The sequence below is a fragment of the Vibrio sp. 10N.239.312.D08 genome (assembly GCF_041466145.1).
Taxonomy (GTDB): domain Bacteria; phylum Pseudomonadota; class Gammaproteobacteria; order Enterobacterales; family Vibrionaceae; genus Vibrio; species Vibrio crassostreae_C.
Genome location: NZ_JBFSSD010000001.1, coordinates 248,018 through 273,838 on the forward strand (window position 1 = coordinate 248,018; position 25,821 = coordinate 273,838).

The window sequence follows — 25,821 nt, forward strand, 5'->3', positions numbered from 1 at the left end:
TGGCAAAGCAAATCTTTAACCGACGACTTAATTTAGTGGCTGTACTGTTCATTATCTTGGTTCCCTTTGGGTATCATCGCTTGGTTGCGGTGTCCCAATTTAGTATCTGAATACGTTTATTTCCACATCTGAAAGGTTGTGTGCTTCTTCCCGTGAAATTTTAATTTGTGGGTACGCTGTTTTCATTTGTACACCACACTTAACACCTGTCGTTCGATACGGCCAAATGTGTTCGAATTGGCGGTATTTAGCACCATTCTTAATTTCTTTCATTATCCACGCCGAGTTAAATGCGCTGTCTATGTATGGCTTAAATTTACGCATCTCATTGTTATTCTGCTCTATTTTAAACTTTGCTGTTTTGGAGCGGAAAGCCATTGCATTTCGGTCACCATCTTGTCTAGTAATGAGAGGTTTCGTGATTTTTTTGCCATTTAAGATGAACTCAACACCCCATACAGGTACTGGTTGGTTGCCCATTTGATAACCTTTTTCAAGTTCATCAGTAGTAAGCATCCAATCAACACCGATTGGCATAGACGCAAAAACTCTTTTATTCATGTTTACGTTTGGCACAGTATTGATAAATACTGGGGACTGGTATCCGGGAATGTATTCATTTAGGGATGGAAATTCCACCGAGTAACCATAATCAAACAACTGTGACGTTTTAAGGCTCGCATTCTTTAATGGAACGTTGTCATCAGGACTGAATCGACCTTCAATCATTGCCCCATCTTTTGAAAGGGTCAATCGTTTATATCGATCACGCTCTACATTGAAACCTCTATTAAGAAGTTCGTACCATGTTTTGTTGGGCATTTGTTCGTATTTTGAACTAGAACATGACCCATTTAAAAACTGCATAGAAAACACGTTGTCTGAGAATTTCTCTGCCAACTTAGCGGCATCTTTATGATGAGAAATATACCAAGGCATGAAGTTAGGCATACCCTCAATAGGTTGAACTCTCAAATACACATCATTCTTGGTTACATTGGTTACCACTAAATGTAATGGGCGCTTGATTTGGTCCATGTAAGCACGGTTAATCAACGCTCCAACTTCTAAATTCGCAGCGTACTCATTTCTCTCATTGGCATCTAGAGAAAGCCATTCAGCGTTACGCTCCTTTTCTGATTCAAGTTGGGCTTGGATCTCTTCTAACTCTTTTTCTAGTTCAAACTCTTCAACCATGTCACCTAAAGGCAGGTTTACAAATTTATGAGTAAGTACATCAATGTCTGATTTAAGAAGCTTTGATGAGGGAACTTTAAACTTATATAGTCGCGTGATGTTCTCTACTTGATCCGACAATGCGCTTGTTTCACTGGAAACGGCGGTTACGAGTTTGTTCCTGTGCTCATTAGCTTCTATTTCTCTGACTTTACGTTGTATTTCGTTGGTATCAAACTGCACAGTAGCCTGTAGCTTTATTGTTACTAAATCATCAACAAAGGAAACATCGTAATCTTCATTCGTCACCTTGATATAAGCAGCACCGACGAATCGCAAACTTTCACTGTAGTTATTGTCCGTGACGGTTTGATTGCTCAACATGTAAGTAGGCAGAATATCCAAAGTTTCTCTAATTAACTGCTCCCTAGCCTCAACTTTAATTTGTCGAAGTGGAATACTAGCGTTGGATTGGTACTCGGTAGTTCGTACTTCAGATATATGTTCACTAACCAGTTCAGTTGAGGCGTGAGAATTGCTCGCAATTAATACACTTGTACCTAAACAGATACACATTATAGTTTTTGAAATAAACTTCATTGCAATCCTCTTTTGTTAGTTATAGATATGCTAATTGTATCAAAAGTTACAAAGCAGTTACGTTATGTCTTCTGGAGATCAGAGTTTTTCTGTTTAAGTTTTTCTGACGAAAAATGCTTATCAGGGTCGATCCCATGTTCTGCCAAATATTCGTAAAGATTCAGCCAGTTTGAATTAACGATTCTTTCAAGATCACCGATTGCTCGGTTGGCCAAGTTGTGCCCTTTAACTTTGTGGACTTTATTAACCAATGTCGTCATTTCTTTCAATTGTTCAATGCTCTTATCGAGTTTTTCAAAGTTCATCTGATATTGCCTCCTTTGGTCCCGGAACTTTCGTTAGTGCAAGAATGTCTCTGATTTTATCAAGAGCACTGGCAGCGTTTTCTTCTGTGGTAAGAGCTTGCTCAATGAGTTCGAGTCGCTGTATCTCATCTGCGTTTGACATCGCGCTTACACCAAGAGGGAGTTTGGGGTTTTTATCAAACTCAGCCATCTGTTTTTCGATGTTTTGTTGTGTGTTTTCAAATTCTTTATTGTCATTGATGACGTAAACGACGGTAACAAACTTGGTCATTGTTGGATTAACCTTTTGTGTTGTGATGGAGTAAAAAGGGTAAGTGAGAGCATGTAAGGTATTAGGCTTAATTTAGCTTAATACCCATTGTCTTAGTAGGCCTGTACAATGTGATCCATTGATTTGAGGATGCTTGAACACCATTGCTTACGAGCGTTGTAGTCAATTGGTTTGTCTCGCGGAGTTCCTTGAGGGTAAGTGTTTAGTGTTACACCTATAATTGCGTCACTTACATCACCTAATTCGACTTCATCATCATACTCACCGTTGAAGCTTGGCATTGTACCCACTTCGAAGGCTTCAATGACTTGCATTCTCAATATTAAAAAGTCGCTCTCAGGTAAAAGGTTGAGAAGATGCATAATGTCAGCAGTATTCCCAAGAAGTCGCTGTATCTTATCGACTAGCGGATAGAATGGTAGAGTCTTTTGTTTATACACCTCAATTTGTTCGGCAGAACCTTCTTGTTGAAGGTACTCAATTCTGGTCATCCAATATTTATACGCTGTAGATTTGGACCCAACGTTATTATCAAGAGTCCATTTCATAGAACCTAAGTGTCCTAATTCAGCCATCGCGAATATCAAATGTATGTTATCAACGTAGTTTTGAGACTTTATACAGGCTTCCATTACAGCATCATAGGTAAATTGGTCGTTCGAACCGAATTGGATCACATACCAGAGGTAGTTCTTGAAGAAGCCATTCACGATTGGTAAGTCTTTTTTCTCAAACTTGTCGTAATTGCTAAGCAATGTTTGAGTGACTTCTCTAAGGGCGCTAGGGTCGAAATGGCAACGTTGGAACTGAACCGGTAGCGTAAGTGATGAGCAGACTTCATAGGCAAAATGGCAGAAATTATATAAATCGTGATACATCAAATATTCGTTTGGTGTGTCAACGCGTGATGATTCATCTTGTAAATACAGATTAAGAGCGTTGAATTGCACCTTGGTTAACCCATCGTACCCATTTCTAATGCAGTTCAACGAAATATAGCGTAGGTTTTGTTGTGCGCTTAGGTTTGATATGTTCTCACCTATGAATCCCGCTATTTGGTTGAGCTTATCAGTATTGTTGGTGCTGTTTTTAAAGTCATCAATTAGAAGATAGTTCCAAGCTGATAGGATAGTGTCAATAAATAAAGAGCTTTGCGGGTTGCTTGGATCAGCCGCTAGCTGCGCTTCAATAGCTGGGTATGATTCAATAACTAAGTCAACCACTTCTGACTCGTTCTTAAAGCCAAAATTCCTATGCCCACACAACTCGCCATCTAAATGAAACCACCCTGATGAGCAGCCATAGCGATCAGAATGGATGAAACTTGCAAGCCACATTGTGTTCAGTTTGAATCCGGCTTTGTGGTTTAACCAATAATGAGCAGTAACAAATAACATTTTCTGTCGGTAAGTTAAGCCTGGGTGTTCTTCCATAGCAACTGCTTGTACACGGTCCATTTCTGTGGAGCAAACAAGGTCTATAATGGTTTGATCTACTTTCTGAAGGCTCGAGAGAGTGCTTTTTAGTGTTTTTTCCTCGCCATAATTCTTTATCGATTCTGGATTGTTCATAACCAGACATAGTGACAAAGCATCTGTCCATTCTTTTAGAGCTTCCGGCGTAATATAATCCACTAAATCATTTGTTGATCGCGGAATAGTATTTAGTATGTTACGAACAGCGTAGATACTCTTTGAGAGGTCGTTATCGTTGTATGGCAGGATACGGTGTGCAAGAAAGTGCAATTCTTCTGTCGAAACTGCCGGTTCTACCTCTTCATAGGTAAGAAAATCAACTGTTATATCTTCAATGCAGTTAACATCCAATAGATCACAAATATAAGACTCTACGGCATCATCATTTAGTCGTGGGTGAAGCGCTTTTACTCTATCTTTAATTGAGTCAATATTGCTTCCAGAGTAGTGAGGTGCTATCTCAGTAATTGAGATTGTATTGGTTTGCATAGTAGTACCCTTGGCTATGTCTGTTAACTGAATTTAAGCATCTGGATTTATTACAAAGCAAGTTTTTGTATTCGAAGCCACTTGTACCAAAATTCTCTACGACCAATTCTTGATGAAAAGTCGCGTGTGCGAGGTGATAGAGATTGCCATAGTTCACCTCTTTGCTTTGATTGATGATAACAGAATCCGGCATATTCAGGAGTAACGAAGAGGTACTTATGATGATATATGAGAGGGTTGGCCCCTTGCTTGGTGATTTTACCTGTATCGAGGTTTAGGCTTTCGACTAGTACAGGTTCGTGTGTGAGATCGAAATCTACACACTTGATAAGTGTTAGTTTACGGCTTTTGAGATCAATGCGAACAACATCATATTCGAACCCACTACCCACTACCCTGTCAATTTCGTCCGCCGACAATAGAGTATGTTGGCTACTTTTATGCAGCCAAACATTAGAACCAATTTTTTTTCCGACAATTCCATTATAAGGCTTCATTTAATAAACCTTTGCATGTGAGCAGCGAATCAATCGAAAGCCTGACACTTTGATGATCGTGCAGAAAGGAAAATGTTTACTGGCCTCAGACAACAGTTTTTCCTCGGAGTAACCGACCTGAAACGTCTGTCGGTTCGTAATAAGGCCGTCTTGGTAAGCTTCACCTGCGATTTTGGCTACGTCTTTATCTGTTCTAACGGCGACGTAGCAGATGCCGTTTTCGCGATTTGTGACACTTGCCAGTTGCTTCCATGTCACTTCACGCGCCTCTTGAGGTAGAGTATTTTGCACGTAGCCACAGTATACGAAATTAAAGTTGGAGCCGAAGATGTCCGTTCGGCAATAGGTATAATCGTAATTTGTACAGTTGCCAGCGATTGAAGCAATGGCGTCAGAATCGATATCATCACGACCTTTACCAAAATTAAGGCAAGAACCCTCACTTGGGATTAAATTAAGCTTTAAGAGGTGTTTTAGGGGCGCTGATGGCACCTTGCGAGCGATAGAAGTCTTAGCACTTGTTCTAAAAGCTTCCTCAATTGTACTGAACTGCTCGGGCTTAGTGATATCTAGTTCTAGGTTCAAGGCAAGATTCATCATTTACTCATGGTTAGTTGTCAGGTTGTATTAGCATTATACGGCGAACGGTCAACAATCTACGTTTACCGCTATGGTGATCAGTTTTTTGGTTGGATATAAAAAGAAAAACCCCAGCCAATGGCCGGGGTTTTAGTGCTTATCATTTAAGCGTTAGAGGCGTTGGTTGTAATAACCTTGCCGTTGCACATTTTAAGCATATTGTCGAAGTTACAACCTTTTCTGTGTGTGTGTCCATACACGTTAGAATTTGGTGGTACTTCGAAGCAAATAGCCTGTGTTCTTGGTTCTGAGTAGAAACGGACAGGTAGAGAGTCATCAACTTCGACATGTCGAATGTTGAATGCCTTCTTATCATCCTCACTTAATGTTCTAGGTTTTACCGATACAAACCACTGTTTATTATCATCTTGCGAGACAATAAAAGTGCAGACGTGGCGGTAACCAACATAGAGATCATAATTTACTCTTTGACCATATTCAGGCGACATCTGAAGTGAATGCAGATTCCCTACTGGACAAGCGCACGCTTCTTCATCGTCACCGTAAATGACATACTTCTGCAGTTCTGCAGTGTTGTCTGTTTGGTTGGTATCCGCTTGGTTGTGGAAGTAGTCATCATAATCTATGAAAAGCACTTCGACGGTATAGCCAAGAGGGATTTTAATCTCAATTACCGGGCTGTATTCACCAACTTTCTTCGTTTTGTAAACATAAGAGAGATCAGCTAATACAGACTCTGGTACATCGCGATGAGGTTCAATCACCCAGTCTCCCCCACTGCCGCATGAGGCTTTGAAAGATGCTATGTGGTACCCACTTTGATTACGTATTTGGACAGTACCAACTTCAGCAAAGTAACTATCTGTAGCGACAGTTTCTCCAGTTGAAGCATCAACAACAAAAATATTGTCATCGGATTCGCCAAATATTTTGAGATGTTGAGTCTTTTGAGTAGTCATTTCAGTTACCCCTTAGCTTTAAGCAAAACCAGCCGCGAGTATCTCGCTTAACTCATGTGTATCAGGCTGGGCGAATCGCGGTTTTTGACCACTTTTACGCTGAGTCCACGACCCGAAAACATATGCCATTTTTGCTTGCGCTTCAGTTTGATATTTCTCCAAAGACTCACGAGAAATTAACTCACCATTTATTCGTGTGCCAATGAAGAAAGAGCTAATACTCTCAATGATTTCAATTTTTAAGTCGAAGCCACTTTGTCGAGCTAGTTCACCCTTGTTCTCCAAATCATATTCGCCCTTCTGCATTTGAATTAATGCTTCAGCGCTAAATGGACCGATTTGTTTTATGCGGTATTCTTCCCCAAAATCAACGCCATTGATTGCGTGGCTAATAGCTTCAGTGAATGAAACGCCACACAGAGAAACGTACTCACTAGAGTTCAATTCTTCCCATTCATCAACCGACATTTCAGTAAAGTCTACGGTAGCCAGTAGGTTATCATCGTTGTCGTCTTCAAACAGTTCCAGCACTTTTACTTGATAAGCTTTAAGTTCTGGATTTGAAGGTACGTATGGGCGAACAAAGTCAGCAATTTCTTCTACGGTCATTACTTGGTTATTTTCATAACGCGTATAAATCGAATCGAAGAATTCAAGCCAATATGCATCATCCATCGTAAATGGTTCAGCCCCTACACCATTATTTAGACCAAGCTTAGTGATCTGTTGGTTTAGGCGGTGCTCTGCATTAGCAACAAAGTGTTTTACTCGATGGTCTGAAAACTCTCTGTACAGAGGTACCAATTGAATCAAGTGATCGAATGTATGATTCTCCTGCTTACAAAGCTGTTCGCCATCAGTCATTGATTCAATTAGTGAATCTGACTTGATGTGCTGTGCAAACTTTTTAGCAATGTCCTCGCGGAACTGTGATTGCTCATTTTGAGCAAAGAAATCATTTGCTGAAGAAGCAACGCTAGGTCTGCACATCGGTTCATACGAATGACGATATAGACGATAGGCTAGTGATTCTTTTGACTTGAAAGTTCGCAGATGCAAAGGTCGAACAACGCATTTAGTCACATCAGTGAAACAACGGCTTTGAAGGTGATATGTCACTTCATAGATTTCATTGGTTCCAGGTTTGTAATCAGCATAACGGATCTTGTTTTGAACCGATGAGATTGCAAAAAATGGAAGGTCACCATATTGTGATGCAGCGATTGCAGTATCAATTTGAGTACAGCGATCTTCAGCAAGTTGATACCATGTATCAGGGTGTAAAGATGCTTTATTTACGTCCTTAATTTCAAGGATTTTTGCGATATCCGTACCTTGCACGTACTCAGTAAAACCATTGCCGATCTTTTCAATTTTTTCGTTAAAAAGAGGACTAGCTTGGCGTAGTTGTGAAAGAGTAAGAGGTTTTGGTTGGACGTTAGTTTGGTTGTTCATAGTGATAGCTCCAGTTGGTTTTATTCAAAGAGAACTATCGAACCTCGTGAAAGAGGATCGATGTTCCCCTTTCAGGTGGTTAAAAAGTTAATGGTTGAGTATTTGAGGATGAACCAAGTAATTTGTCCAGTGGACGCCTGTTGAATAGTTCACGGCAAACGTACTTAATGGTCTCGGATATTTGTTTAGACAAGGTGATGTTTGACTGTTGTATCAGTTGTGACATTTCTTGGTCTGGTACAAAGCTTTCAAATCTCGTTAGGTTATTGAAAATCCTCGGTTCAATTTGAATAATAGAGTCAAGTTTATCTGACATGGTTAGCTCCTAGTTTGGTTGTTTCCAGAATGGAGCTATATCCGACAGGCCGAAATAGCCCATCTGGGGTTAGGTTTTTATTTGTTTGGTTCTCGGTTTTCCTTCACGTTGAGATAGCGTGCTAACACGTTAGTCATGCAGCAGTAAGCTGATGATTCTGGTGAAAGTAATCTTATGGAATAAGAAAAAAGGAGGGTTTATGAAAGTCTTGGTTGTGGCTTTTATAAACCATCTCAAGGAAGATATTGAAATTTTGATATAGAGGTGAAGCCCACGCGAGATTGGATATGTAAACCGCATTCCACTCGGCCGAAATGCTTTTCGATTATAAGTTTCTTTTGTAAATCAATCAATCCATTAACTGATATCACGAAGCCTAGAACTTTTAATTTGTTCGTTTTCCGTTCTAATAGTTGTGTTTCTGGGACGAACCCCCCGAATTTAAAGGCTCTAACAAGGGTATTTCACGTTAAATGATGTGCAATTACCACAAACTGTGGATACACTAAAAGTCACTTCAGTGGATTCGTGTCCACGCCTATATCAATCTATATCTAATGGAATAACAAGATGAACAAAACTCAACTGATCGATTTTATCGCTGAAAAAGCTGACATTTCTAAAGTCCAAGCTAAAGCTACTCTAGAAGCTACACTAGGCGGCATACAGGAGTCTCTGGTTAACGGTGACGACGTTCAACTGATTGGTTTCGGTACATTTAAAGTTAACCAACGTGCTGCGCGAACAGGTCGAAATCCAAAGACTGGTGAAGCGATTCAAATCAAAGCAGCCAAAGTCCCAGCTTTCACTGCCGGTAAAGCTTTGAAAGATGCATGCAACTGATTCGATGGTGAGAAATGTAATTAGGCCAGTCGATTTGTTTTGACTGGCCTTTTTTATATTGTTCTAGTGTTTATCTCGCTTCTGAATTGAATATCGTAAATTCTGTTCACCACCCAGAGACCTATAGGCCAAGCACCTAATATTGAATCTCAACTGAAAGGGTGATCATGGGATGATCAGTAAAAGCATCGGGGCTATTTGGTGTTTGTTTGAGGAGTGATCAACAATTTTACTTCGTGTTAGTATTGAAACGAAAACCTCACATATTATGGATAATTTATGATGCTTATACGAAGAGCTGCGCCTTTATTGGCCGTAGTAATTAGTTGTTTTAGTGCCGCGGAATCACGACTTGTACCTAAGGTAGAACTATCTGGTATGGAAGGAGAGGTTTCTGGCATAATGAAATTTCAATGCTTCAATGATGAAGAAGTGACACTTACCACGCGAAAGCCCCTTACTGGATTTACTCAGGCCGTTGTAACTTCTGAGAATCACGATGAAGTAGCAATACTTGATGTTTCCGCAGACAAACAGAATCAGCGGTTTACGTTTATTTGCCAACCGGGTTATGCCAACGACAATGCCAGGGTTCATTTAGTAAGTGATCAAGAAACAACGACTGATTTACCATTGTTGTTTGTTGGTACCAGTAAGTTCGGAGTTTCGCATGTAACAAATAACGGCAATTCAGTTCATGTTAAAGGGCAATATCTTGATCAACCATTTACGGTTTACACGGATAGCGGTCAGATTTTAAATGTTGATAACACCGGCTTAGGGAGGGAAGAAGCGGCCTTTTTGTTAGGTAAGGACTTCAAGAAAGGCTTTGTGATTATTACAGGTGAAGACGGGTATGAATCGCCTCAGTTTTACATCAGCTATGAGTACAAGGCTTCAGAGTAAATGAAGCCGTTATTTGATGTGTTATAACCCTATTAGTTGTTCGATACTAATTCGTTCAGAGATATCCAGTTATCCAGTTATCCATAGAATTGAGACTCTTTTTATGGATAACTGTCACGTCTTTCTATCTTTATGAACTAAAGGTTGGGAATCGGTCACTCTCAACTTGCGCCAAATTTAGGTCCTAAATTCCTCCAATATCTTCGAACTTTTCAAAACTTAAATTAAAGTTGCACATATCTTCGTGTGATGTAATTCGATATTGAGCTTTTTCCTCAACGAAATCGACGATAAAGGTTTCTAGCCCATAAGCTTCATGCTTTCCAATCTGACTAACGGAAATGAAGAGCTTAAACTCAAAGTTTTTATTGTAATTGTCCGATCGACCTTTTAAGTACGCACTAAGTTCTTCTACTGTGGTTATCTTTTCGCCCCACTCAACCTACAACGGATCATGATGTAGATCTGTAGTGTATTGGTACAGGTGCCAGCTTTTACCTGATCAGAGAAGTAAATGCTCTCCAAGTTTTAGCATTGCGTTGTGCATGTTTTGTTTGATGTTCATAGCTTTTCTCCCAAAGGTTTTTTTACAGAGAACCCATAATATATAAATGAAAACACGATTTGATGCTGAGCACAGATGATCAGGTTGCGGATTCCAACAAAAGAATTCAATCAAATTGCAAGATTCATAAATTGAATTATGGCAAATACACCATGAAAAATGAATATTTAGAGAAGTGTTACGATGTCACTATAGTTACCATGTAACGTTAGTGTGTTACACACAAGTGGCGTCATTTGAACATGGGTTGCATGCCCTCAATTCGAGTGCTATTTGTGACGGTGTAACACTTCTATCTAGGAACCGCACTTAAGCAAATTAGGTAAACTCGCATGCGAACTCACCACAAAGACCCACCAGCCTCCCCTTTAATGTAGATGCTAATTGCCAGAAATAAGCAGGTTCTAGCAGGGGCAAGACTTTCTTCCATTAAACTTTTCAACCTCCCGCAATTGAGAACAAATCTCAATGACAGCAAATTACGATTTGTTGTTATTGAGATTTACTATCATTAAGGGTGCTTTGATGCTCGAGATGAACTGGATAGCATGGTGCCTTTATCGAAATATCACCATTTTTTATCGAATTAGCTGTAAGTTGCGTGACATTGTAACTATTTCATTTCTGGAGTTTTGAGTAGTTCTATAGGGTTTGGTTAAATTTTATAATTTTCACGTAGAACGTATGTCACACACTGACGTTACAGTGTGACATGGCATTGTGGAATATGATGCATATTTGTCTGTTTGAGTATGAAATCAAGAGCATGTTTCGTTATGCGTGGTATGATGTCTCCATACCCTACTCCTTCAACTTTTGTAATTGAAACTATGTCAATTAGAGCTATATCGCTATTCCTATTACTTCCAGTTGAAGTAATGGCTTCAACTAACGTTCATAGAATGTCTGTACCCCAAGAAAAAGAAGAGGTAAAGCCATATGAATTGCCCCTAATTGAATTAGGTTATGTTAAACCACCTAAACCAAATGCCGGGATAGATGCAAGAACTGTTGCCGGAATTGATGTGAATTATAATGGTGTGCGAGATAGTGCTGAGATCATATTTTACGAAATGCTTCTACCATCAAAACAATTGGTTGTAGGTGATTATGAAGCCTTCTTAGATGTAGCTTCTATGTTCACTCCGTATGAGCCAGCTGTGGAGAGGTCAATTTATTTTGACGAGATTAACTGTGCTTACAATAAACTTCCCTACTACGTTAAGTCTCGGGTAAGCTTACGTAGTCTTTATGACGTTATGATCAACAACTCTAAACGTAAGTTTGCATTTGAAGAATCCGTGGTTTTACCTAGTGATCACGACCTAAATTTTCGTTGTAGGTAGTAACCTGTACCCACATTTGATCAACTAGCCAATATAAAACCTATCCATTCAGTTAGTTATCTTCGAGTGGCTAGTTTTGAAGTATTTTGATTCAGCCCCATTTATCTCTAGTAAATCCAAATTAAAGTGCGATCTAGTTGCGCTTTTTTTGATTTATTGTAATTGTTCATGGTGATCAATTGAGGTGTTTTTGAGAAATTTATGATGTTGGAGTTAATTTCAAACTAGGTACAGGTATATGACTTCAAAATTCAAAATTGGTAACTTGGTAGATTTCTTTCATAAAGGTGACTTGGTTACTGGGTTAATTTGCAAAAACAATGGTCAATTAGGCGCTGTATTCCAGTTCGCTAAAGATTTGGGTACAGATGCTAACCCAAGATTTATTCAAATGTTGATAGTTGAACTTGAAGTATCGAATGCAAAACTTTCATCTGTAGATGTGTCAACGCTTCACCAGATAATCCAAGATAAACACCGACGACTAAATGCAAAATGCTCTAAAGGTGATTATGGCTATATTGAGCATGAGGGTGACAAAGATTTTGGAATGATTACCAAGGGTGCAACAGGCACACGAAAAGCCGTAATGATTTGTGAAGACGGTAGCTCGGTAGAGTTTACTGCTAGTATGTTCATCCCCACTGACAAGCCATTAAAACTACCAGAAATTCCAGAAGAACTAGCCCAGTTTTCCCTTCATAAGTTCAAGCACTTTCCCTCTCGCTCTCGAGAAACTATAGCTTTTGAAGCTGTTGTTGAGCACTCCGATGGACGTTCATTTATGATATCAAATACTGGTCATGGTGAATGTTATAAGGTCGAGGCTGTCAAACTAGCTAATAACGCACAAAGACAGGCGCTTGAGTTGTCTATTGAAATGGATAAAGCTGTACGAAACGCGGCCAAACGTCTGATAAATCGAGACGATGAATTCGACTGTCCAGAGGTATTAGATACCTACCTAATGTGGCTAGGCGAGGAGAGAAATCAGTTTGTTCAGTTTGCCCCTATTTGGCAAGACTCTGTTTATTGGAGTGGTAGCGAGTAATTTGGCTAGTAGATAGTCATTTTGGAGACAAAAAAAAGCCGCTCTCAATTGAGAACGGCTTTAGATTGTTAGTTAATCTTTTACAGTTGGAGTCCAAGGTTTTACTTCTTTGAAGCTAGTTATGTCACGAATAAACTTCGTACTTATACTAAGCAGGACACCCGGTGCAAGTTCATACTGTCCACCTTCATAAGCTCTATTTGCACACTCATGTGTACTCATAGAAAGGTAGACCGCATATTCGTTTACACCATCATGGTCTTGATCTTTCCAATAGCAAAGGTTACCCATTTGACTTATTCGACGATCAATTACTTCTTTTGATAATGAATCAGGTTTGTGCGTAACAAAGTAAGATTTTACCTTGCCCCCGTTCAGAGAAATACTTTGGTTTTCAATTAGACTACCAAACCAATCATTAGATGGCAGGAAGTCAGGGTGATTAGGATAGATTGTTTTAGATACGGTTAGTGATCCACAAAGTAAAGTCATGTGTAGTTCCTAGTTTAATTTGAAGAGGCCCCACCCTTACGGTAGTGACCGCAAGGTTATGTGTTTGTGGTGCCATGAATCAAATTTTCTTCGGAGGCAAACTCACGCTTTATATGTGCGAGGTGCTTATCTCGCATATAGCCTTCTGAGGGCATTAAGCCTTCTTGATGCCATGCAAGAACTGTCAAGCCTCTATTCCACTGAGGTGTATCAGTAATCCTGTCTACGGCTCCCTCATCCAGTTTAAAACAAGACGACGCTAACTCTTTGAGTGCTTCTTGTCTTGAATTGAAACAATGATGAGTTAGTGGCCCATTATCTAAGTAGTAAGCTATTCGATATTTGGCTTCATCAGTAGGTTCAGGAAGAAACGCGGCGACACCATTTTGGTCGTTGCTGCATTCAAAGTACCCACTATGTGGATAAGAAGTCAGGATATATTGCTCTTTACAAAAGGCTTCGTATAGCTCGGCATAACGAAACCATTTATTGATTGGTAGGACCATTTCATAAAGTGACTTATCGCCTTGCTCCGTAGAAAATCGTCTAACGAACTGGTGATAAGTCTTTAGCCATTTAACAAAACCATGTTCGCACGCTCCATAGAACTTCTCCAGCTCGAAGTAGTCACACTGAGGTGTAAATGTGGTTTCTTCTTTAAATATCTGAAACGTCGTTTCCTCTATAATTTCTCTCATTTTGTAGTAGCTCCTTGTTCTAAAGAAAAGGGCTACCAAGCAAGAGCTGGGAGCCCTTGCAGGGTTTGTTTATGACTAAATGCTACAGATAGCGCATCGAACTGTTTCCATGTCTTCGTCATAACTGTCGAACACACTTTCGCTTACAGGCTTGGGTCTAAAATGTCCAAGACCTACGAGCTCTCCAAGATCAGGACAACCGTCTTCTGCGTACTTCTCCATAAAGTAGTTAGCATATTCACGATCACGCCCTTTCTTGCCCGATTGAATAACGTCAAATTGAACGTTGTACTCACAAGCACGTTCGATAGCACGAACGGTATGTGAAATCTCAGCCCATGAACGATCAGAAGCCCAACTATAGCTATCAGCGCCGTACTCGATCTTTGGAATAACACCAGCCGGGAACTGTATAGCAATAACAGTGATATGGCTTTGGTTGTTGTAATCATTTTCATCAGTAAAGTATGCACGAGATGCCATCTGACGGTGATAGTGGTATCCACTCAAACTTCGAGATAGGCCACCAAGAGTTCGGCTAAACGTTATGAGTCGTTGTTGCCAAACACCATTGTTGCCGCCACCAAACATTGTCATAAGATCATGCTTGTAGCATTCCACTCCGACATAGAGAGTAACTTCTTCTTCAGTAATCTTACTTACCTCGGGCTTCTCTTTCTTCGTGGATTTTACATCAGAAGTTGACTCTTTTTCTGAATCAAAGTTCGATTGCGCTTCTTCTTCCTCGACAACAAACGCAGAGAACATATCTAATTGGTCTTCATGTGACTTTTTAGATTTGCGCTTAGTCGCGTTTGATTTAGTTCGGCGGAAGTCCCAAGAAACACTACCCACTTTATCAGAGCGATCAGTATTCCCGAGGATGTCAGTCACTTCAAAAGTGTGCTTACCGTTAGTGATAAGTGCACTTTGAGGGTAATTAGCATAGAAGCCGTTCGCTGGTGTTTTTAGCTTGTCAGCTGTTAGTCGTTCAAGAACATGTTCAGCGATTTTTTCCTTTGCCATGCCCTCTCGGAAAGACTTAGGATTCCACACTGAAAGTGATATAAGCTCTTGTTTTGACATAAAAAAACACCATTCGCATCCCGAACGAGATCGACCATGTACATACGCGTTATTCATTAGTTGTAGTTCGCTGGCAACTGAACAAACAGCAGCACGTTCGACGCGTTCATCTACAAAAGGAAATGCAGAATCTACACCATCTACCCCGAATACACCGGCACGTTGACGCTCATCCCATCGAACACCAGAAAAACCTACAATTCGCTTTCCTTTTGAAAGAAAATTTTCTTTAAGAAAGTTTTCCCAGGGTTTTATCTTGAGACGCCCGGTACACCAACGACTGCGTGCTGATGGAAGGAAGCCGCCATTCTCATCAATTACTCCAGATAGAGTTTCTTCATTGAGTCGAATGACCTCAATTCCAAACAACTCTTCAAGGCGATCAAGTATGTTATGACAACTATCAGGCTCATTTCCTGTATCTGTGAATAAGAAAGTTATGCGACCTTCTTTAATGGCTTGTTGATGCTTTGCAGCAAGACATGCAGCTAACGCCGATGAATCAACTCCTCCACTGATACCGACAAGATAATGTACATCTTCGTCATCATAGTCTGGTAGTTCGTATGACCAGTTTGGAACGTACTTATCTACGACTTCATTAGCCCATACGATATTAGTGATGTCTTCAACTGGAATTAAATTTAGATTAGTTTGGTTTTCAACGGTTTCTGGTTGAAAGTATTTAGCTAGGGGTTTTAGTTCTCCCATGATGTAGCTCCTTGATTGGTTTTTTAAATAAACAACTAGAGCTAGACCACAGGGGTAAAGCCCCTGTTGGGTTGAGTTTTTTTTGTTTGATTGTGTCGTTATATACCTTCGGTGACACTATTTATCATTTGATAAATGGCCGACCTAAGCCAAGCGTTCTATCTGGTTAGGATAGTGCTTTAGCAAAGCATCAAAATGTATGATTCGCATTAGCGATCTGATTTTGTTGGGTAGTGGAAATATGCAAAGACTTTCTCGAAAGTGTTTAGTATTCCCGCTACTGTTTGAGACGGAAAAACCGACATCAATTGGTGCCGGGTTTTTCAATTAGAGGTGTATATCTACTTCGAAAGTGAATAAGCCTCTTAATACACGATTAGGGCCTTCCAGTTTTCTTAGCTCTCTTAAGCTATTGCTTACTTAAAGCCAGAAATGAATCGAAGTCTTCTATCACTTTGAATAAGCGTTTTATTCATGAGGATGACGTTCAAGATTAACAGCGTATTCTTGATCAATAGGTATCCATTTAATGACAGTAAGGTTTCTTGCTCTGTAAGAATCACTAGGCCGCCATCATCAGCGAATCTATTATGACCATGCTCTTTAAGATCACTGTATAGGTAACCAACGATGGGAAGCAATTTCCATGATTGGTAACTTCAATGATGTGTACAATTGCACCAGAGAAAGTGTTAGGTGAAGTTTAAGTTGTATTCCTCAGTAGACCCTAACTGTTAGGTTAAAGTTGTAGAGAGGTCACTACACGAGCGTACAGAGTACACTTCGAGGTTGATTGGCTTTTAAATATTACCGCCAGCAAGACCAAGTTCTTTAGTAAGTTCCGGGTACTTCTCAAGTAGCTGTTCATATTTAGCTTTGTAGCCAAAAGCATTGTTCAATTGTTGAGTGTAATGGTTCAGCTCTAGAGCCGACTCAATAATGTCGTTATGAGCAGTATGTTCTAGCTGCTTATCAATGCCTTTAAGCCCCAAATGTCGCCACATTTTAGTTCGGCTAAATACGTTTACCGCACTAACATCACCTTTACGATAATGAAAATACTTATATAGGTCAGGCATTTTGGCATTTAGGAATGTCATATCGAAACCAATGTTATTTCCATAAAGCATGCCACCTGTACCTGTCTTACGATTGAACTCTTTAACCCCATTAGTTTCAAGCCACTCAATAATTTTGGCTTCGGCCTCAGCATCGTTTGATGCCAAATAATCAAAACCCTCACCTGTTTCTAGGCGATCGAGTAAACCAGATTTTGTATGTTGCTCTTTGGCCCAAGGGTCCATCCGCTCCATACCTTGTTCTGATAGCTTAATACCAACATTAAACGCAGGAACATTATCCAGCTTGATAATGCCTTCTTCGTCAACTTCAGGAAGTAAAAGTGCGATCTCTAATAGGTCAAAATATGCAGCACCATGAACGCGTTCACCGCTATCAAGAGTGATGTATTGATCCAGACCAGTTGTTTCCGTATCGCACCAAAGGTTGTCGGTCTCGTAAGATTTGTTTTGTAGTTTGTTTGTCATAATATTCTCGCTTATAAATAAACGAGGATTCAACGCCTTGAGGTTGAATCCCCTCAAGGGTTAGTTAGTAATTGAATGTATGTAGTTCTTTTGCTTTAAGCGTAAGTGGCTCTCCTTCAGGAGCTATGTTTTCTTGTTCGAAAACGCATACTTCGTATCGCTTAATGAGGTTCAGCGCCATAGCAGCATGTTCAACGCACACAGCATCAAACTCGCCTATTTCTTCAATGTCACTAGGTGTAATGGAAAAAGCATTGAGTTCACCAATTGGGATCATTTCGTAATCTTGCTCTAAAGCAATTGCGATCTGATCTAAAGGTATCACTTTACTTGTCATTACAGCCATCAGCTTCCTTCTTTTGGTATCTGGGTACAATTCAAGAAAATCCTCTAGGGATACTTCCTTTTCTGTATCAAGATCGATAATAAGAGTTTGGTCTGAGTTCACAATATGGTTATGAAAACTAGCAGCCAAACAGTAAGAACCAGGAAGCTTCGATTCGGGCTTGATAATTGTTACTTCACCGCAAATTCGAAGTTCGATAATCAAAAGTTGATTGGAATAAACCAGATAGTTCTTACCTGATGATGTGAATTGAAAGGTTTTGTGTATTGCTGTAGTCATTAGCGTAGCTCCTTAGGTTGAAAACACTACGCGCACCGAGAGGTGTTTGTAGGGCCTCAAGGGGTTTGGTTTTTTTTTAGGTTATTTCGGTTTATTCCCATGCTGAAAAACATGCAAATGCTGTCTGGGCATCACGGTTGAGTGATGATACAAGCAAATGTATTTCAATAATGAAAAAGGAAAGGGTTATCTTTGAATCGGTTGACTCTCTAAAGCACTTTCGCAATGAGTATAAGTGCTTTAGAGAATCACGTTTAAAGAGATTAGGTGGCAATTGAAATGAACTTGGGTATTTAGCTATTTTCTAATCGTAATGTAATTGGTTCTCTATTGTGATTTGTTAATTGGGCTCATCTGAGAACTCTATAAAGAATTCTCAGATGAACCCAACCAAGTGAACGCTAGGTGCGAACAAACTGGTTAGGTTTAATATTTTAGTTTAGAAAATGTAGAGCTGTTGCTAAAAACGCTGGTGGTTCACCGATTGGCGAACGATTTGAGTTTTCGTAACATGCAATCTTGTATTCATTTTGTAAACGCATACCCATAGAGACGTGTACAACGCAAATTGCGTCGAAATCTCCATAAGTGTAACCTCAAGGTTGTATGCTGGTTGGTTGTAAATTGCTTTAAACGGCTAATTCGCGAGTAAGGGTGGATGCTTCCAGTTCACGGGAGAACAAGATAGTTGATGTTACTGTACTTTCTTGTTTCTGAAATCCGATACCTGAAAAATTTCCGTCTTCGACTGTCCAATTTAAAATTTGATAGCCTTGCGAATTGAGATGGTGCGGTTAAAAGAACCCAATCAGAAAGATACGCTATAAGCGTAAACAAACTGATTTGGGTTAATTATTAAGCATTAAGGTTGAGAATTGCTGAAATTAGATGTTCAGTATTAACCTCACGTTCTGTAATGCCTAAGACTACAAATAGTGCTGGTAGCGTCATAACGAATTCGTTGTTAATTAAAACAATCGATGCACCTTTAACAGCGGTTTGAGATGTAGTTTCTGTAAATCCATCTAGAATAAAGTCTTGTTCTGAAGTCTGATCAAAAACACGGACATTGTTGATGTTAATGTTCTTGATTTCGTTGTGACGAATCACTTGGATTGCAGTGTATTCATCTGAGTTTTGGTTTAAGCGTAATAGTTCAGTTTTCATAGTAGTAGTCCTTCTAGGATTGTCTTAAAAAGGGCTACATACGCTCACCCAGAGGTGAAATATGTGCACCTCTAGGAGTTGGTTTTTTTTGAGGCCACAAAACCGTGAGGTTAAGTGTAACCTCAAGGTTGTAGCTGGTTGGTTGTAAATTGCTTTAAACGGCTAATTCGCGAGTAAGGGTGGATGCTTCCAGTTCACGGGAGAACAAGATAGTTGATGTTACTGTACTTTCTTGTTTCTGAAATCCGATACCTGAAAAATTTCCGTCTTCGACTGTCCAATTTAAAATTTGATAGCCTTGCGAATTGAGATGGTGCGGTTAAAAGAACCCAATCAGAAAGATACGCTATAAGCGTAAACAAACTGATTTGGGTTAATTATTAAGCATTAAGGTTGAGAATTGCTGAAATTAGATGTTCAGTATTAACCTCACGTTCTGTAATGCCTAAGACTACAAATAGTGCTGGTAGCGTCATAACGAATTCGTTGTTAATTAAAACAATCGATGCACCTTTAACAGCGGTTTGAGATGTAGTTTCTGTAAATCCATCTAGAATAAAGTCTTGTTCTGAAGTCTGATCAAAAACACGGACATTGTTGATGTTAATGTTCTTGATTTCGTTGTGACGAATCACTTGGATTGCAGTGTATTCATCTGAGTTTTGGTTTAAGCGTAATAGTTCAGTTTTCATAGTAGTAGTCCTTCTAGGATTGTCTTAAAAAGGGCTACATACGCTCACCCAGAGGTGAAATATGTGCACCTCTAGGAGTTGGTTTTTTTTGGTTAGTTTGGGTGTGTTAATTTTCATCTATCGGGGACACGCGTAATCATAAAAAATGAGTACAACCGATCTTCAATATCCTAAACAACATAGTGCTGATAAAGGATAAAGAAGCGACCTAAAGGCGAGCAACTTAGTGCAAGCAAAGATTAGGATGTGAGATGGAGGAAATAAGAAAAAACTCTTACAGAAGAGCGTTTTGTTATTTCAAAATTTGAGTATAGGTCTGAAGCCCACGCGAGATTGATGATTAAAAATCATGTCAGACAGAAATGTTGAAGATTCTGGTTGATTGACTCACTCGGCCGAGTCTAGTAATAAAATTTAATGAATTTTGCTATTTAAGTCAATAAGTTTACCAACTAAGTCGTAGCAAATAATCGAGTTTTTGCAGTAGTTCAAAAAGTGTTGAGTCAAATGTAGAAACACAAACCTTAAATTCTGGCAGTCTACCCTAGATTGTTATGCGACCGTCATAGGTATTGGCCAATGCATAGGTTCATTCTCTTTTATGGCTACGTACAGGTTTTCATTAAGCAGGTACCCTAATGTGAATGAATCGCGTGGTATTTCGTGCATAGATTCATTAAGACTCCATTGGAAGCCGGTAACGAAGCAGATTTTCACCTTTAGTGCCCCTTTGCATGGGGCACTATGATCCATCACGCCACCAAAATCGTGCAGGGAAATATTTCCAAAAGGCAAAGCTCTGGCAAGTTTTGCCCCTTGTACGCCCTTACCTGTAATTATTCCATCTTCACCGATTAGGGTTTGCTCACCACGGTACGAGCATCTTACGACTACGGTCATGTTAATCACCTTTCTGCATCACATGTATGATCAGGTTTGAAATAGTATTTTGTAGATATTGAAATGAGGCTCGATTATAGCAAATCCATAATCTCGTGCATTAAGGCTTGAACATAAATGGGAAGTGAAAATTAAGCAACGCCCTTGTCTATTGGCTTGTACGATTCAAAATGCTGCTGGTGATCAGCTGAGATACGTTTGGATTTGGCACAATTTGTTTAGATTCATTACTAAGGACATACGATCGATGACTAACAATAATCTGGCGTCAAAAAATGAAGGTTTCGGGCTTGTAACAATCACTATTGGAGAAAAGGTTCCGAGTTGGGAACAAATGAGAGACCGTTGTTTTGTATCTGGTTTCGCAACAACTTACGACCTTTATACGATGCCAAACGTTGGGATTCTTTATGTGATGTTTGATGGTATGAATACTGCGGAGCAGTCCACCTTAGACAGTTCACCATATATCTGTGGTGTTAACCCTACTCAAGCGTCCGTTTTTGATGCCCGCTTTCTAGGTACCGGATTGTCGCTTACAACTTGTATTAACAGTAAAAAAGAGGTGAATAAAATTGTTACTCATGCAGATAGCCCATTCAGACTTGCTATCGTTGGTATAGAGGCGCGCACAGGTGTGGTCAAAACATTGCGTGGTTCTATATTACCGCCATCATTTTCAACCAACCTAAACGCAGTGGTAAAAATACAGGAACAACTTTCTATCGAGCAAATTGACAAACTCCATGAAAACTTCTTATGGACCACGCCTCAGGAACAAACTGTTCCGGGCATGAACTACATACAAATTGGACTTTAGGCCCTTATAAACCTAAAAAGCCCTATTCAATTTGATAGGGCTACTTGGATTAGTTCTCGATTTCAACGCCTTTCGTTGTTGGTACGCGACTAATTATCTTATCTGCCATTCGAGAGAAAGGCAGACTTTGAATCCAAACAGTCCCCTCACCCTCCAATGTTGAAAGGAAAATACCTTCCCCCCCAAATAGCATACTCTTAAGGCCGCTTCCTGCTTTTTCAATGTTCATGTCGATGCCTGAAGTAAAAGCTACGACACAACCGGTATCGACGCTAAGTTTATCCCCTCGATTAATTGATTTTTCTTGTATGAATCCACCCGCCTGCAGGATAGCTAAATCATCTCCCTCGATGGATTGCATTATAAAGCCTTCGCCACCGAAGAAGCCTGAGCCCAGTTTAGTGTTGAACTCAATTCCAATCTTAGTTCCTTTAGACGCGCATAAAAAAGCATCTTTTTGACAAATGACCTTCCCGCCTATCTTATCCAATTCTAACTTGATGGCTTTGCCTGGGTTCGAGGATGAGAACGCTACCTTTCGTTTACCATGACCAGTGTTAGTGAAGTGAGTGAGAAAAATGGATTCTCCCGTTAGAGCTCTTTTACCCGCACTGAACATTTTCCCAAAGATACCTGAATCATCGTCTGAGCCGTCACCCATTTTGGCTTCCATAATAACGCCATTCTCCATGTAGATCATGGTACCCGCCTCGGCTATGACTACCTCTCCGTGATCAAGCTCTATCTCTACGAGTTGCATGTCTGAGCCAAGAATGTGTGCGTCTAGTTCATCACAACGTTTGTTCATGTAACTGTTCCTTATCTTCAGTATCGTAATTCGTGAGGTGTTCTTCTTTCATTAGTTCCAGATAGTAATCTTTGAAAACCTTCGTTGAGAGAAAATCACTTATATCATCAGCCCATTTTTGTTCATTAGAGCAATTAATGGTTCTTTCTGAGGCCAAAAGATAGGCTTTGTAACCTATCGGGTTCATGCTGTAGAGACCTAACATTGAGAGAACTACTGGTGATTCTTTGCTTTCGTTGAATGCGACCATTGGAGTAATTTCACATTGGTCAACTTTCAACTTAACGATGTCGGTATATACTGTCGAACAAGACGTGCACACTTGATTCATTCGTGCCATTGTCTCTTCAAATTCCTTTTGCTCTTTTTCTTGCAAACTCGTACAACCACTCAGTATTGCAAGCGTAGGAAGCGCGAGTTGTATGTACTTTTTCAATGTTAGTCCTCTATGTTAATCATTCTTCTTTTAGGCTGAGCGTCCATTTCTAAAACGCTTGGTTTTGATTGGATATCGATATCCGTTGTGCGATCTTCTGGACCTTCTAAATCATTGAGCAATGTAATCGTTGAATTATCGCGCGGTTCCGGTACCGTCAGGTGTGGCGGCCTCTCGATGAGTCTGTGAGAAATTCGTTGTTCATCGCTTACATCGGTTGAGATTGTGGTACTTACCCGGCTATCTGGACTTTGATTGCTCAATCTCTGGTAGATCTCTTCGGTGACAGGCTCCCCTATACTAAGGTATTCGCCATCAACATATCTGAACCTTGGCCAACCGTAGATTCCTCTATTCGTTCTACAACTCAAACACCTTTGAACTAAAACTCTATATTTTCTAGGCGTCGTTATGGTGATTTCATCGTGAGTTGAACCGTATGAACTAAGGTCTAGAATGAAAGACATTGGGACACCATTAAATTCTAAGTGTCCTGTTTTGAATGGGGTTTGATGTAAATGTTCATCTAGCAAGCGCAGGCACGTGTTCGAATACGTACTAGAGGATTTTACATACAAAATACCTGAGATCACTAACAGAATAGGTTGGTTCATTAACATGGATACTATTAAGCAGATCAATGGACCGCTAAATCCCATAATTACCATTCTAGCGTTGTTGATTTGATAATTAGGTTGGTCAAATTTATTGCCACCACGAGAGCTGTTTCGAACTTTGCGCCAGTCTCCCAGAATGGATAAACAAAAGCCCAAAGCATAAAACAGGATGAAAGTCGTGAACATAATCATTGTAGGTTCAGTAAAATCTGAAAGCAGAGTAAAACTATCGGCTGCGTTGCCAATGAGTTCTTCCCTTGTCGGTAATTCAATGCTTGCGGAGTACACCGAGTTTAAATCTACAAACGGATTGAGAATGTCTAGCAGTGTCATTTCTTTATGTAGTAGATATCTTGGGTACATGCTCAATATAGCAATGACTCCTAGCCAGCCAACGCACGTGCCGAAGGTAGTTACCTTTAGTTCTCTTTGGTTACCAGAAATACCGTCTTTCAATCTAACTTTCACATGCAATAGAAATGCAGCAAATGTTAGCCACTTAAGTAAGCTTGCGCCTGCAAGCAGTTGGTTGATTAAATCTATGTTTGATTCGTACATCATTCGGCATTAACAATTCGTGTATTAAAAGTTGAGTTATTGATAACTGGATCGTGCATATTAGTCAGTATTCACTGTTCGAAGTGTGTTTCTTGATGTGCAAATTAGAATCAAACATGTGATACCTCACCTATATCGTCGATATCCATGTTCAATTTGCCTTGGCTATATATATGATCTTTTTCAAACTCAATAGCTTTTAACCGCGAACTAAAGGGGCCATGCTCAAGTCCATCGATAACCGCCACCCACTTACAGGGCATCAGGCGGCTCGCTGAAGCTACCCACGATGAATCTGACACATGTGCCCTAACCTTTTTAAACACCACTCTTAGAAGTGGATTGACGGGCAATATAACGGAAACACGCTTTTGCTTAAATGATTCGACATTGGGGTTGAGTTTTTCCATGTCATCAGCAAAACCAGTTATGGTTCCTGATTTAATTACAAATCTTTTGGTCATATCGTGCGTCTTCAGTTTAAGTTCTTTAAATTGGCATTCATTGAGTCTTCGAACTAAGTTTGTCTGAAAGGTCGTGGTCACCATCAATAGAACTTACTGGTTTCTCATGAAAAACGCTGTCTCGGCCCAATAATAGTTCCAGAATGTTAGGTACGAAAATGAACGGAAAAGCCATAAAAATTGTACTTAATCTATTTGAAACAATTGCTACAGGAAAAGATATAATGAACATCGCAAACCCCAATGTTTTGAGAGTTGGCAACATATCGTCAATTAGGGATTCTGAGAGAACACTAAAGCTTGAAACATCAGCCGAACCAGCCAATGCAACAGTTGGTATAATAGCTGTAATTAAGATAGCAGCGTTCCATTTATTCATAATTTTAATCCAAATTTATCTTTCGATGTTGCTTCTCAGCGGCCGTTACCATTCTACTTGTTTTTGGACCGGCATCTGATTGCTGAGAGGCAGTTATATTTCTTCTAGGTGTATTAGAACTACTTGCTGCAAAAGTTGTTTCTCTAGGCCCTTCAGGTTCTAGTGATGATCGACGCATTGTGTCGATAACTTGAGATGACGATTGCCCGCTAGCCCTATAACTATTTCTTATTACGGTTTCATCTCTCAGCATATCTAAAGGTCTTGTTGTGATTGACCCCGGCCTCGGACCTAAGATATGAGTATTGGTAATGCGACCGATTAACAATAGCGACCAGCCAGTAAATATCCATAAAGTGTCAAAGTAAAAACATAGAGGCCCGACTACTGTAACCGTAATAACAATCTGCGTTATTGTTATTTGTGTTGCGTCTGATATCAAACCATGAGCAGCACTTAGGAGGAATCGAGTAACCATCCAAACGCCGGCCCCAGCAATCACCATCAAAATGATTCTTGCGATGTAGATTTCAAAGCTTGTATAAGTCTTTTCGTCTGTTAAAGCTTCTGTTTCATTACGGTCAAAATCATTATGCGGTGTGTCTACTTCTGGCTCGACAATTTCTCGTTTCGTGTTTATTTCGATTATGTCTGGAATCGCATCTCCATCTTTGTAAGGTTCACCTTCATACCAAATGGTCATGTCACTGGCATTTGGAGTATCAAGTTGATCAGTAATGGCCTGCCCAACAGCAGCCATCTCAATTTGAGTGGCCGTTTGACCTATTGTTTTAGGTGTTAGTGTGTTGTTTTTTGTCAGAAAATCATCAAGATTTTCCGCAACGACAATTCCCGAATCTGATTCTCGAGCTTCGGGAACCAGGACCGCAACCACTCCACAAACAAACAGGAGGCCACAGAAAAATTCTTTTACCATTGTTTAATTGGACCCGAACCGAGCCCTTCC

Annotated in this window: 27 protein-coding genes; 5 read left to right on the plus strand and 22 right to left on the minus strand. The window is 39.9% G+C overall.

All coding sequences use genetic code 11. The annotated features are described in order from the left end of the window. Positions 1-99: 99 nt before the first annotated feature. The 8 genes from AB6D58_RS01330 to AB6D58_RS01365 form a co-directional block, all read right to left on the minus strand. Complete coding sequence (locus tag AB6D58_RS01330; RefSeq protein ID WP_372156241.1) at positions 100-1,776, minus strand: hypothetical protein; 1,677 nt, start codon at positions 1,774-1,776, stop codon at positions 100-102. A gap of 62 nt (positions 1,777-1,838) precedes the next feature. Then, entirely contained in the window at positions 1,839-2,081 is a 243-nt protein-coding gene (locus tag AB6D58_RS01335; RefSeq protein WP_372156242.1) for a hypothetical protein, read from the minus strand. Then, a complete protein-coding gene (locus AB6D58_RS01340; RefSeq protein WP_372156243.1) occupies positions 2,071-2,352 on the minus strand; it encodes a hypothetical protein in 282 nt (93 codons plus the stop codon). The genes AB6D58_RS01335 and AB6D58_RS01340 overlap by 11 nt, the downstream gene beginning before the upstream one ends. Before the next feature lie 92 nt (positions 2,353-2,444). Next, positions 2,445-4,316 (minus strand): hypothetical protein, encoded by a 1,872-nt coding sequence (locus tag AB6D58_RS01345; RefSeq protein WP_372156245.1) that lies wholly within the window; start codon positions 4,314-4,316, stop codon positions 2,445-2,447. 50 nt (positions 4,317-4,366) lie between these two features. Next, complete coding sequence (locus AB6D58_RS01350; RefSeq protein WP_372156247.1) at positions 4,367-4,813, minus strand: hypothetical protein; 447 nt, start codon at positions 4,811-4,813, stop codon at positions 4,367-4,369. Next, on the minus strand, positions 4,814-5,413 hold the full coding sequence (locus tag AB6D58_RS01355) for a hypothetical protein (RefSeq protein WP_372156248.1): 600 nt from the start codon (positions 5,411-5,413) through the stop codon (positions 4,814-4,816). 143 nt (positions 5,414-5,556) lie between these two features. Then, on the minus strand, positions 5,557-6,372 hold the full coding sequence (locus AB6D58_RS01360) for a hypothetical protein (protein ID WP_372156250.1): 816 nt from the start codon (positions 6,370-6,372) through the stop codon (positions 5,557-5,559). An 18-nt stretch (positions 6,373-6,390) separates the two neighbouring features. Beyond that, the gene (locus AB6D58_RS01365; RefSeq protein WP_372156252.1) at positions 6,391-7,827 is read right to left on the minus strand and encodes a hypothetical protein; all 1,437 of its coding nucleotides are present in this window, start codon (positions 7,825-7,827) and stop codon (positions 6,391-6,393) included. Between the two features lie 886 nt (positions 7,828-8,713). On the opposite strand from AB6D58_RS01365, the gene AB6D58_RS01370 reads away from it, so the two are divergent. From AB6D58_RS01370 to AB6D58_RS01385, 4 genes are all read left to right on the plus strand, one after another. Next, positions 8,714-8,986, plus strand: a complete 273-nt coding sequence (locus tag AB6D58_RS01370) for an HU family DNA-binding protein (protein WP_372156254.1) — start codon at positions 8,714-8,716, stop codon at positions 8,984-8,986. A 279-nt stretch (positions 8,987-9,265) separates the two neighbouring features. Next, a complete protein-coding gene (locus tag AB6D58_RS01375; protein WP_372156256.1) occupies positions 9,266-9,892 on the plus strand; it encodes a hypothetical protein in 627 nt (208 codons plus the stop codon). A gap of 1,341 nt (positions 9,893-11,233) precedes the next feature. Next, the gene (locus tag AB6D58_RS01380; RefSeq protein ID WP_372156258.1) at positions 11,234-11,803 is read left to right on the plus strand and encodes a hypothetical protein; all 570 of its coding nucleotides are present in this window, start codon (positions 11,234-11,236) and stop codon (positions 11,801-11,803) included. Positions 11,804-12,041: 238 nt separating this feature from the next. Beyond that, positions 12,042-12,854: a hypothetical protein gene (locus tag AB6D58_RS01385; protein ID WP_372156260.1), complete on the plus strand. Its 813-nt coding sequence runs from the start codon at positions 12,042-12,044 to the stop codon at positions 12,852-12,854. A gap of 72 nt (positions 12,855-12,926) precedes the next feature. Here AB6D58_RS01385 and AB6D58_RS01390 read toward each other — a convergent pair whose 3' ends face one another. The 8 genes from AB6D58_RS01390 to AB6D58_RS01425 all read right to left on the minus strand — a co-directional run bounded on the left by AB6D58_RS01390 (position 12,927) and on the right by AB6D58_RS01425 (position 20,772). Beyond that, on the minus strand, positions 12,927-13,346 hold the full coding sequence (locus AB6D58_RS01390; protein ID WP_372156261.1) for a hypothetical protein: 420 nt from the start codon (positions 13,344-13,346) through the stop codon (positions 12,927-12,929). 56 nt (positions 13,347-13,402) lie between these two features. After that, positions 13,403-14,044 carry a hypothetical protein gene (locus AB6D58_RS01395; RefSeq protein ID WP_372156262.1) on the minus strand — a complete coding sequence of 214 codons (642 nt, stop codon included), beginning with the start codon at positions 14,042-14,044 and terminating at the stop codon, positions 13,403-13,405. Positions 14,045-14,119: 75 nt separating this feature from the next. After that, positions 14,120-15,841 carry a hypothetical protein gene (locus AB6D58_RS01400; protein ID WP_372156264.1) on the minus strand — a complete coding sequence of 574 codons (1,722 nt, stop codon included), beginning with the start codon at positions 15,839-15,841 and terminating at the stop codon, positions 14,120-14,122. A gap of 800 nt (positions 15,842-16,641) precedes the next feature. Continuing rightward, positions 16,642-17,388 (minus strand): oligoribonuclease, encoded by a 747-nt coding sequence (orn, locus tag AB6D58_RS01405; protein WP_372156265.1) that lies wholly within the window; start codon positions 17,386-17,388, stop codon positions 16,642-16,644. 64 nt (positions 17,389-17,452) lie between these two features. Further along, entirely contained in the window at positions 17,453-18,013 is a 561-nt protein-coding gene (locus AB6D58_RS01410) for a hypothetical protein (RefSeq protein ID WP_372156267.1), read from the minus strand. Between the two features lie 855 nt (positions 18,014-18,868). Beyond that, positions 18,869-19,180: a hypothetical protein gene (locus AB6D58_RS01415; RefSeq protein ID WP_372156269.1), complete on the minus strand. Its 312-nt coding sequence runs from the start codon at positions 19,178-19,180 to the stop codon at positions 18,869-18,871. 380 nt (positions 19,181-19,560) lie between these two features. Beyond that, positions 19,561-19,872, minus strand: a complete 312-nt coding sequence (locus tag AB6D58_RS01420) for a hypothetical protein (RefSeq protein ID WP_372156269.1) — start codon at positions 19,870-19,872, stop codon at positions 19,561-19,563. 552 nt (positions 19,873-20,424) lie between these two features. Further along, entirely contained in the window at positions 20,425-20,772 is a 348-nt protein-coding gene (locus tag AB6D58_RS01425; protein ID WP_372156270.1) for a hypothetical protein, read from the minus strand. A 247-nt stretch (positions 20,773-21,019) separates the two neighbouring features. On the opposite strand from AB6D58_RS01425, the gene AB6D58_RS01430 reads away from it, so the two are divergent. Further along, on the plus strand, positions 21,020-21,592 hold the full coding sequence (locus AB6D58_RS01430) for a hypothetical protein (RefSeq protein ID WP_372156271.1): 573 nt from the start codon (positions 21,020-21,022) through the stop codon (positions 21,590-21,592). A gap of 49 nt (positions 21,593-21,641) precedes the next feature. On the opposite strand, the gene AB6D58_RS01435 is transcribed toward AB6D58_RS01430, so the two are convergent. The 6 genes from AB6D58_RS01435 to AB6D58_RS01460 form a co-directional block, all read right to left on the minus strand. Beyond that, entirely contained in the window at positions 21,642-22,400 is a 759-nt protein-coding gene (locus AB6D58_RS01435; RefSeq protein ID WP_372156272.1) for a TIGR00266 family protein, read from the minus strand. Next, entirely contained in the window at positions 22,384-22,836 is a 453-nt protein-coding gene (locus AB6D58_RS01440; RefSeq protein ID WP_372156273.1) for a hypothetical protein, read from the minus strand. The genes AB6D58_RS01435 and AB6D58_RS01440 overlap by 17 nt, the downstream gene beginning before the upstream one ends. A 2-nt stretch (positions 22,837-22,838) precedes the next feature. Next, entirely contained in the window at positions 22,839-24,014 is a 1,176-nt protein-coding gene (locus AB6D58_RS01445) for a hypothetical protein (protein ID WP_372156274.1), read from the minus strand. A gap of 107 nt (positions 24,015-24,121) precedes the next feature. Next, positions 24,122-24,475, minus strand: a complete 354-nt coding sequence (locus tag AB6D58_RS01450) for a hypothetical protein (RefSeq protein WP_372156276.1) — start codon at positions 24,473-24,475, stop codon at positions 24,122-24,124. A 37-nt stretch (positions 24,476-24,512) separates the two neighbouring features. Then, complete coding sequence (locus AB6D58_RS01455; protein ID WP_372156278.1) at positions 24,513-24,854, minus strand: hypothetical protein; 342 nt, start codon at positions 24,852-24,854, stop codon at positions 24,513-24,515. Between the two features lie 4 nt (positions 24,855-24,858). After that, positions 24,859-25,791 carry a hypothetical protein gene (locus tag AB6D58_RS01460; protein WP_372156279.1) on the minus strand — a complete coding sequence of 311 codons (933 nt, stop codon included), beginning with the start codon at positions 25,789-25,791 and terminating at the stop codon, positions 24,859-24,861. Positions 25,792-25,821: the final 30 nt, after the last annotated feature.

Coding starts and splice junctions, on each gene's coding strand:
- AB6D58_RS01380 (WP_372156258.1), top strand. CDS start 11,234: ATGCGTGGTATGATGTCTCCATACCCTACTCCTTCAACTTTTGTAATT.
- AB6D58_RS01460 (WP_372156279.1), bottom strand. CDS start 25,791: ATGGTAAAAGAATTTTTCTGTGGCCTCCTGTTTGTTTGTGGAGTGGTT.
- AB6D58_RS01395 (WP_372156262.1), bottom strand. CDS start 14,044: ATGAGAGAAATTATAGAGGAAACGACGTTTCAGATATTTAAAGAAGAA.
- AB6D58_RS01350 (WP_372156247.1), bottom strand. CDS start 4,813: ATGAAGCCTTATAATGGAATTGTCGGAAAAAAAATTGGTTCTAATGTT.
- AB6D58_RS01430 (WP_372156271.1), top strand. CDS start 21,020: ATGACTAACAATAATCTGGCGTCAAAAAATGAAGGTTTCGGGCTTGTA.
- AB6D58_RS01410 (WP_372156267.1), bottom strand. CDS start 18,013: ATGACTACAGCAATACACAAAACCTTTCAATTCACATCATCAGGTAAG.
- AB6D58_RS01385 (WP_372156260.1), top strand. CDS start 12,042: ATGACTTCAAAATTCAAAATTGGTAACTTGGTAGATTTCTTTCATAAA.
- AB6D58_RS01360 (WP_372156250.1), bottom strand. CDS start 6,372: ATGACTACTCAAAAGACTCAACATCTCAAAATATTTGGCGAATCCGAT.
- AB6D58_RS01420 (WP_372156269.1), bottom strand. CDS start 19,872: ATGAAAACTGAACTATTACGCTTAAACCAAAACTCAGATGAATACACT.
- AB6D58_RS01390 (WP_372156261.1), bottom strand. CDS start 13,346: ATGACTTTACTTTGTGGATCACTAACCGTATCTAAAACAATCTATCCT.
- AB6D58_RS01425 (WP_372156270.1), bottom strand. CDS start 20,772: ATGACCGTAGTCGTAAGATGCTCGTACCGTGGTGAGCAAACCCTAATC.
- AB6D58_RS01450 (WP_372156276.1), bottom strand. CDS start 24,475: ATGACCAAAAGATTTGTAATTAAATCAGGAACCATAACTGGTTTTGCT.
- AB6D58_RS01370 (WP_372156254.1), top strand. CDS start 8,714: ATGAACAAAACTCAACTGATCGATTTTATCGCTGAAAAAGCTGACATT.
- AB6D58_RS01335 (WP_372156242.1), bottom strand. CDS start 2,081: ATGAACTTTGAAAAACTCGATAAGAGCATTGAACAATTGAAAGAAATG.
- AB6D58_RS01345 (WP_372156245.1), bottom strand. CDS start 4,316: ATGCAAACCAATACAATCTCAATTACTGAGATAGCACCTCACTACTCT.
- AB6D58_RS01400 (WP_372156264.1), bottom strand. CDS start 15,841: ATGGGAGAACTAAAACCCCTAGCTAAATACTTTCAACCAGAAACCGTT.
- AB6D58_RS01455 (WP_372156278.1), bottom strand. CDS start 24,854: ATGAATAAATGGAACGCTGCTATCTTAATTACAGCTATTATACCAACT.
- AB6D58_RS01415 (WP_372156269.1), bottom strand. CDS start 19,180: ATGAAAACTGAACTATTACGCTTAAACCAAAACTCAGATGAATACACT.
- AB6D58_RS01445 (WP_372156274.1), bottom strand. CDS start 24,014: ATGATGTACGAATCAAACATAGATTTAATCAACCAACTGCTTGCAGGC.
- AB6D58_RS01375 (WP_372156256.1), top strand. CDS start 9,266: ATGATGCTTATACGAAGAGCTGCGCCTTTATTGGCCGTAGTAATTAGT.
- AB6D58_RS01330 (WP_372156241.1), bottom strand. CDS start 1,776: ATGAAGTTTATTTCAAAAACTATAATGTGTATCTGTTTAGGTACAAGT.
- AB6D58_RS01435 (WP_372156272.1), bottom strand. CDS start 22,400: ATGAACAAACGTTGTGATGAACTAGACGCACACATTCTTGGCTCAGAC.
- AB6D58_RS01365 (WP_372156252.1), bottom strand. CDS start 7,827: ATGAACAACCAAACTAACGTCCAACCAAAACCTCTTACTCTTTCACAA.
- AB6D58_RS01355 (WP_372156248.1), bottom strand. CDS start 5,413: ATGATGAATCTTGCCTTGAACCTAGAACTAGATATCACTAAGCCCGAG.
- orn (WP_372156265.1), bottom strand. CDS start 17,388: ATGACAAACAAACTACAAAACAAATCTTACGAGACCGACAACCTTTGG.
- AB6D58_RS01340 (WP_372156243.1), bottom strand. CDS start 2,352: ATGACCAAGTTTGTTACCGTCGTTTACGTCATCAATGACAATAAAGAA.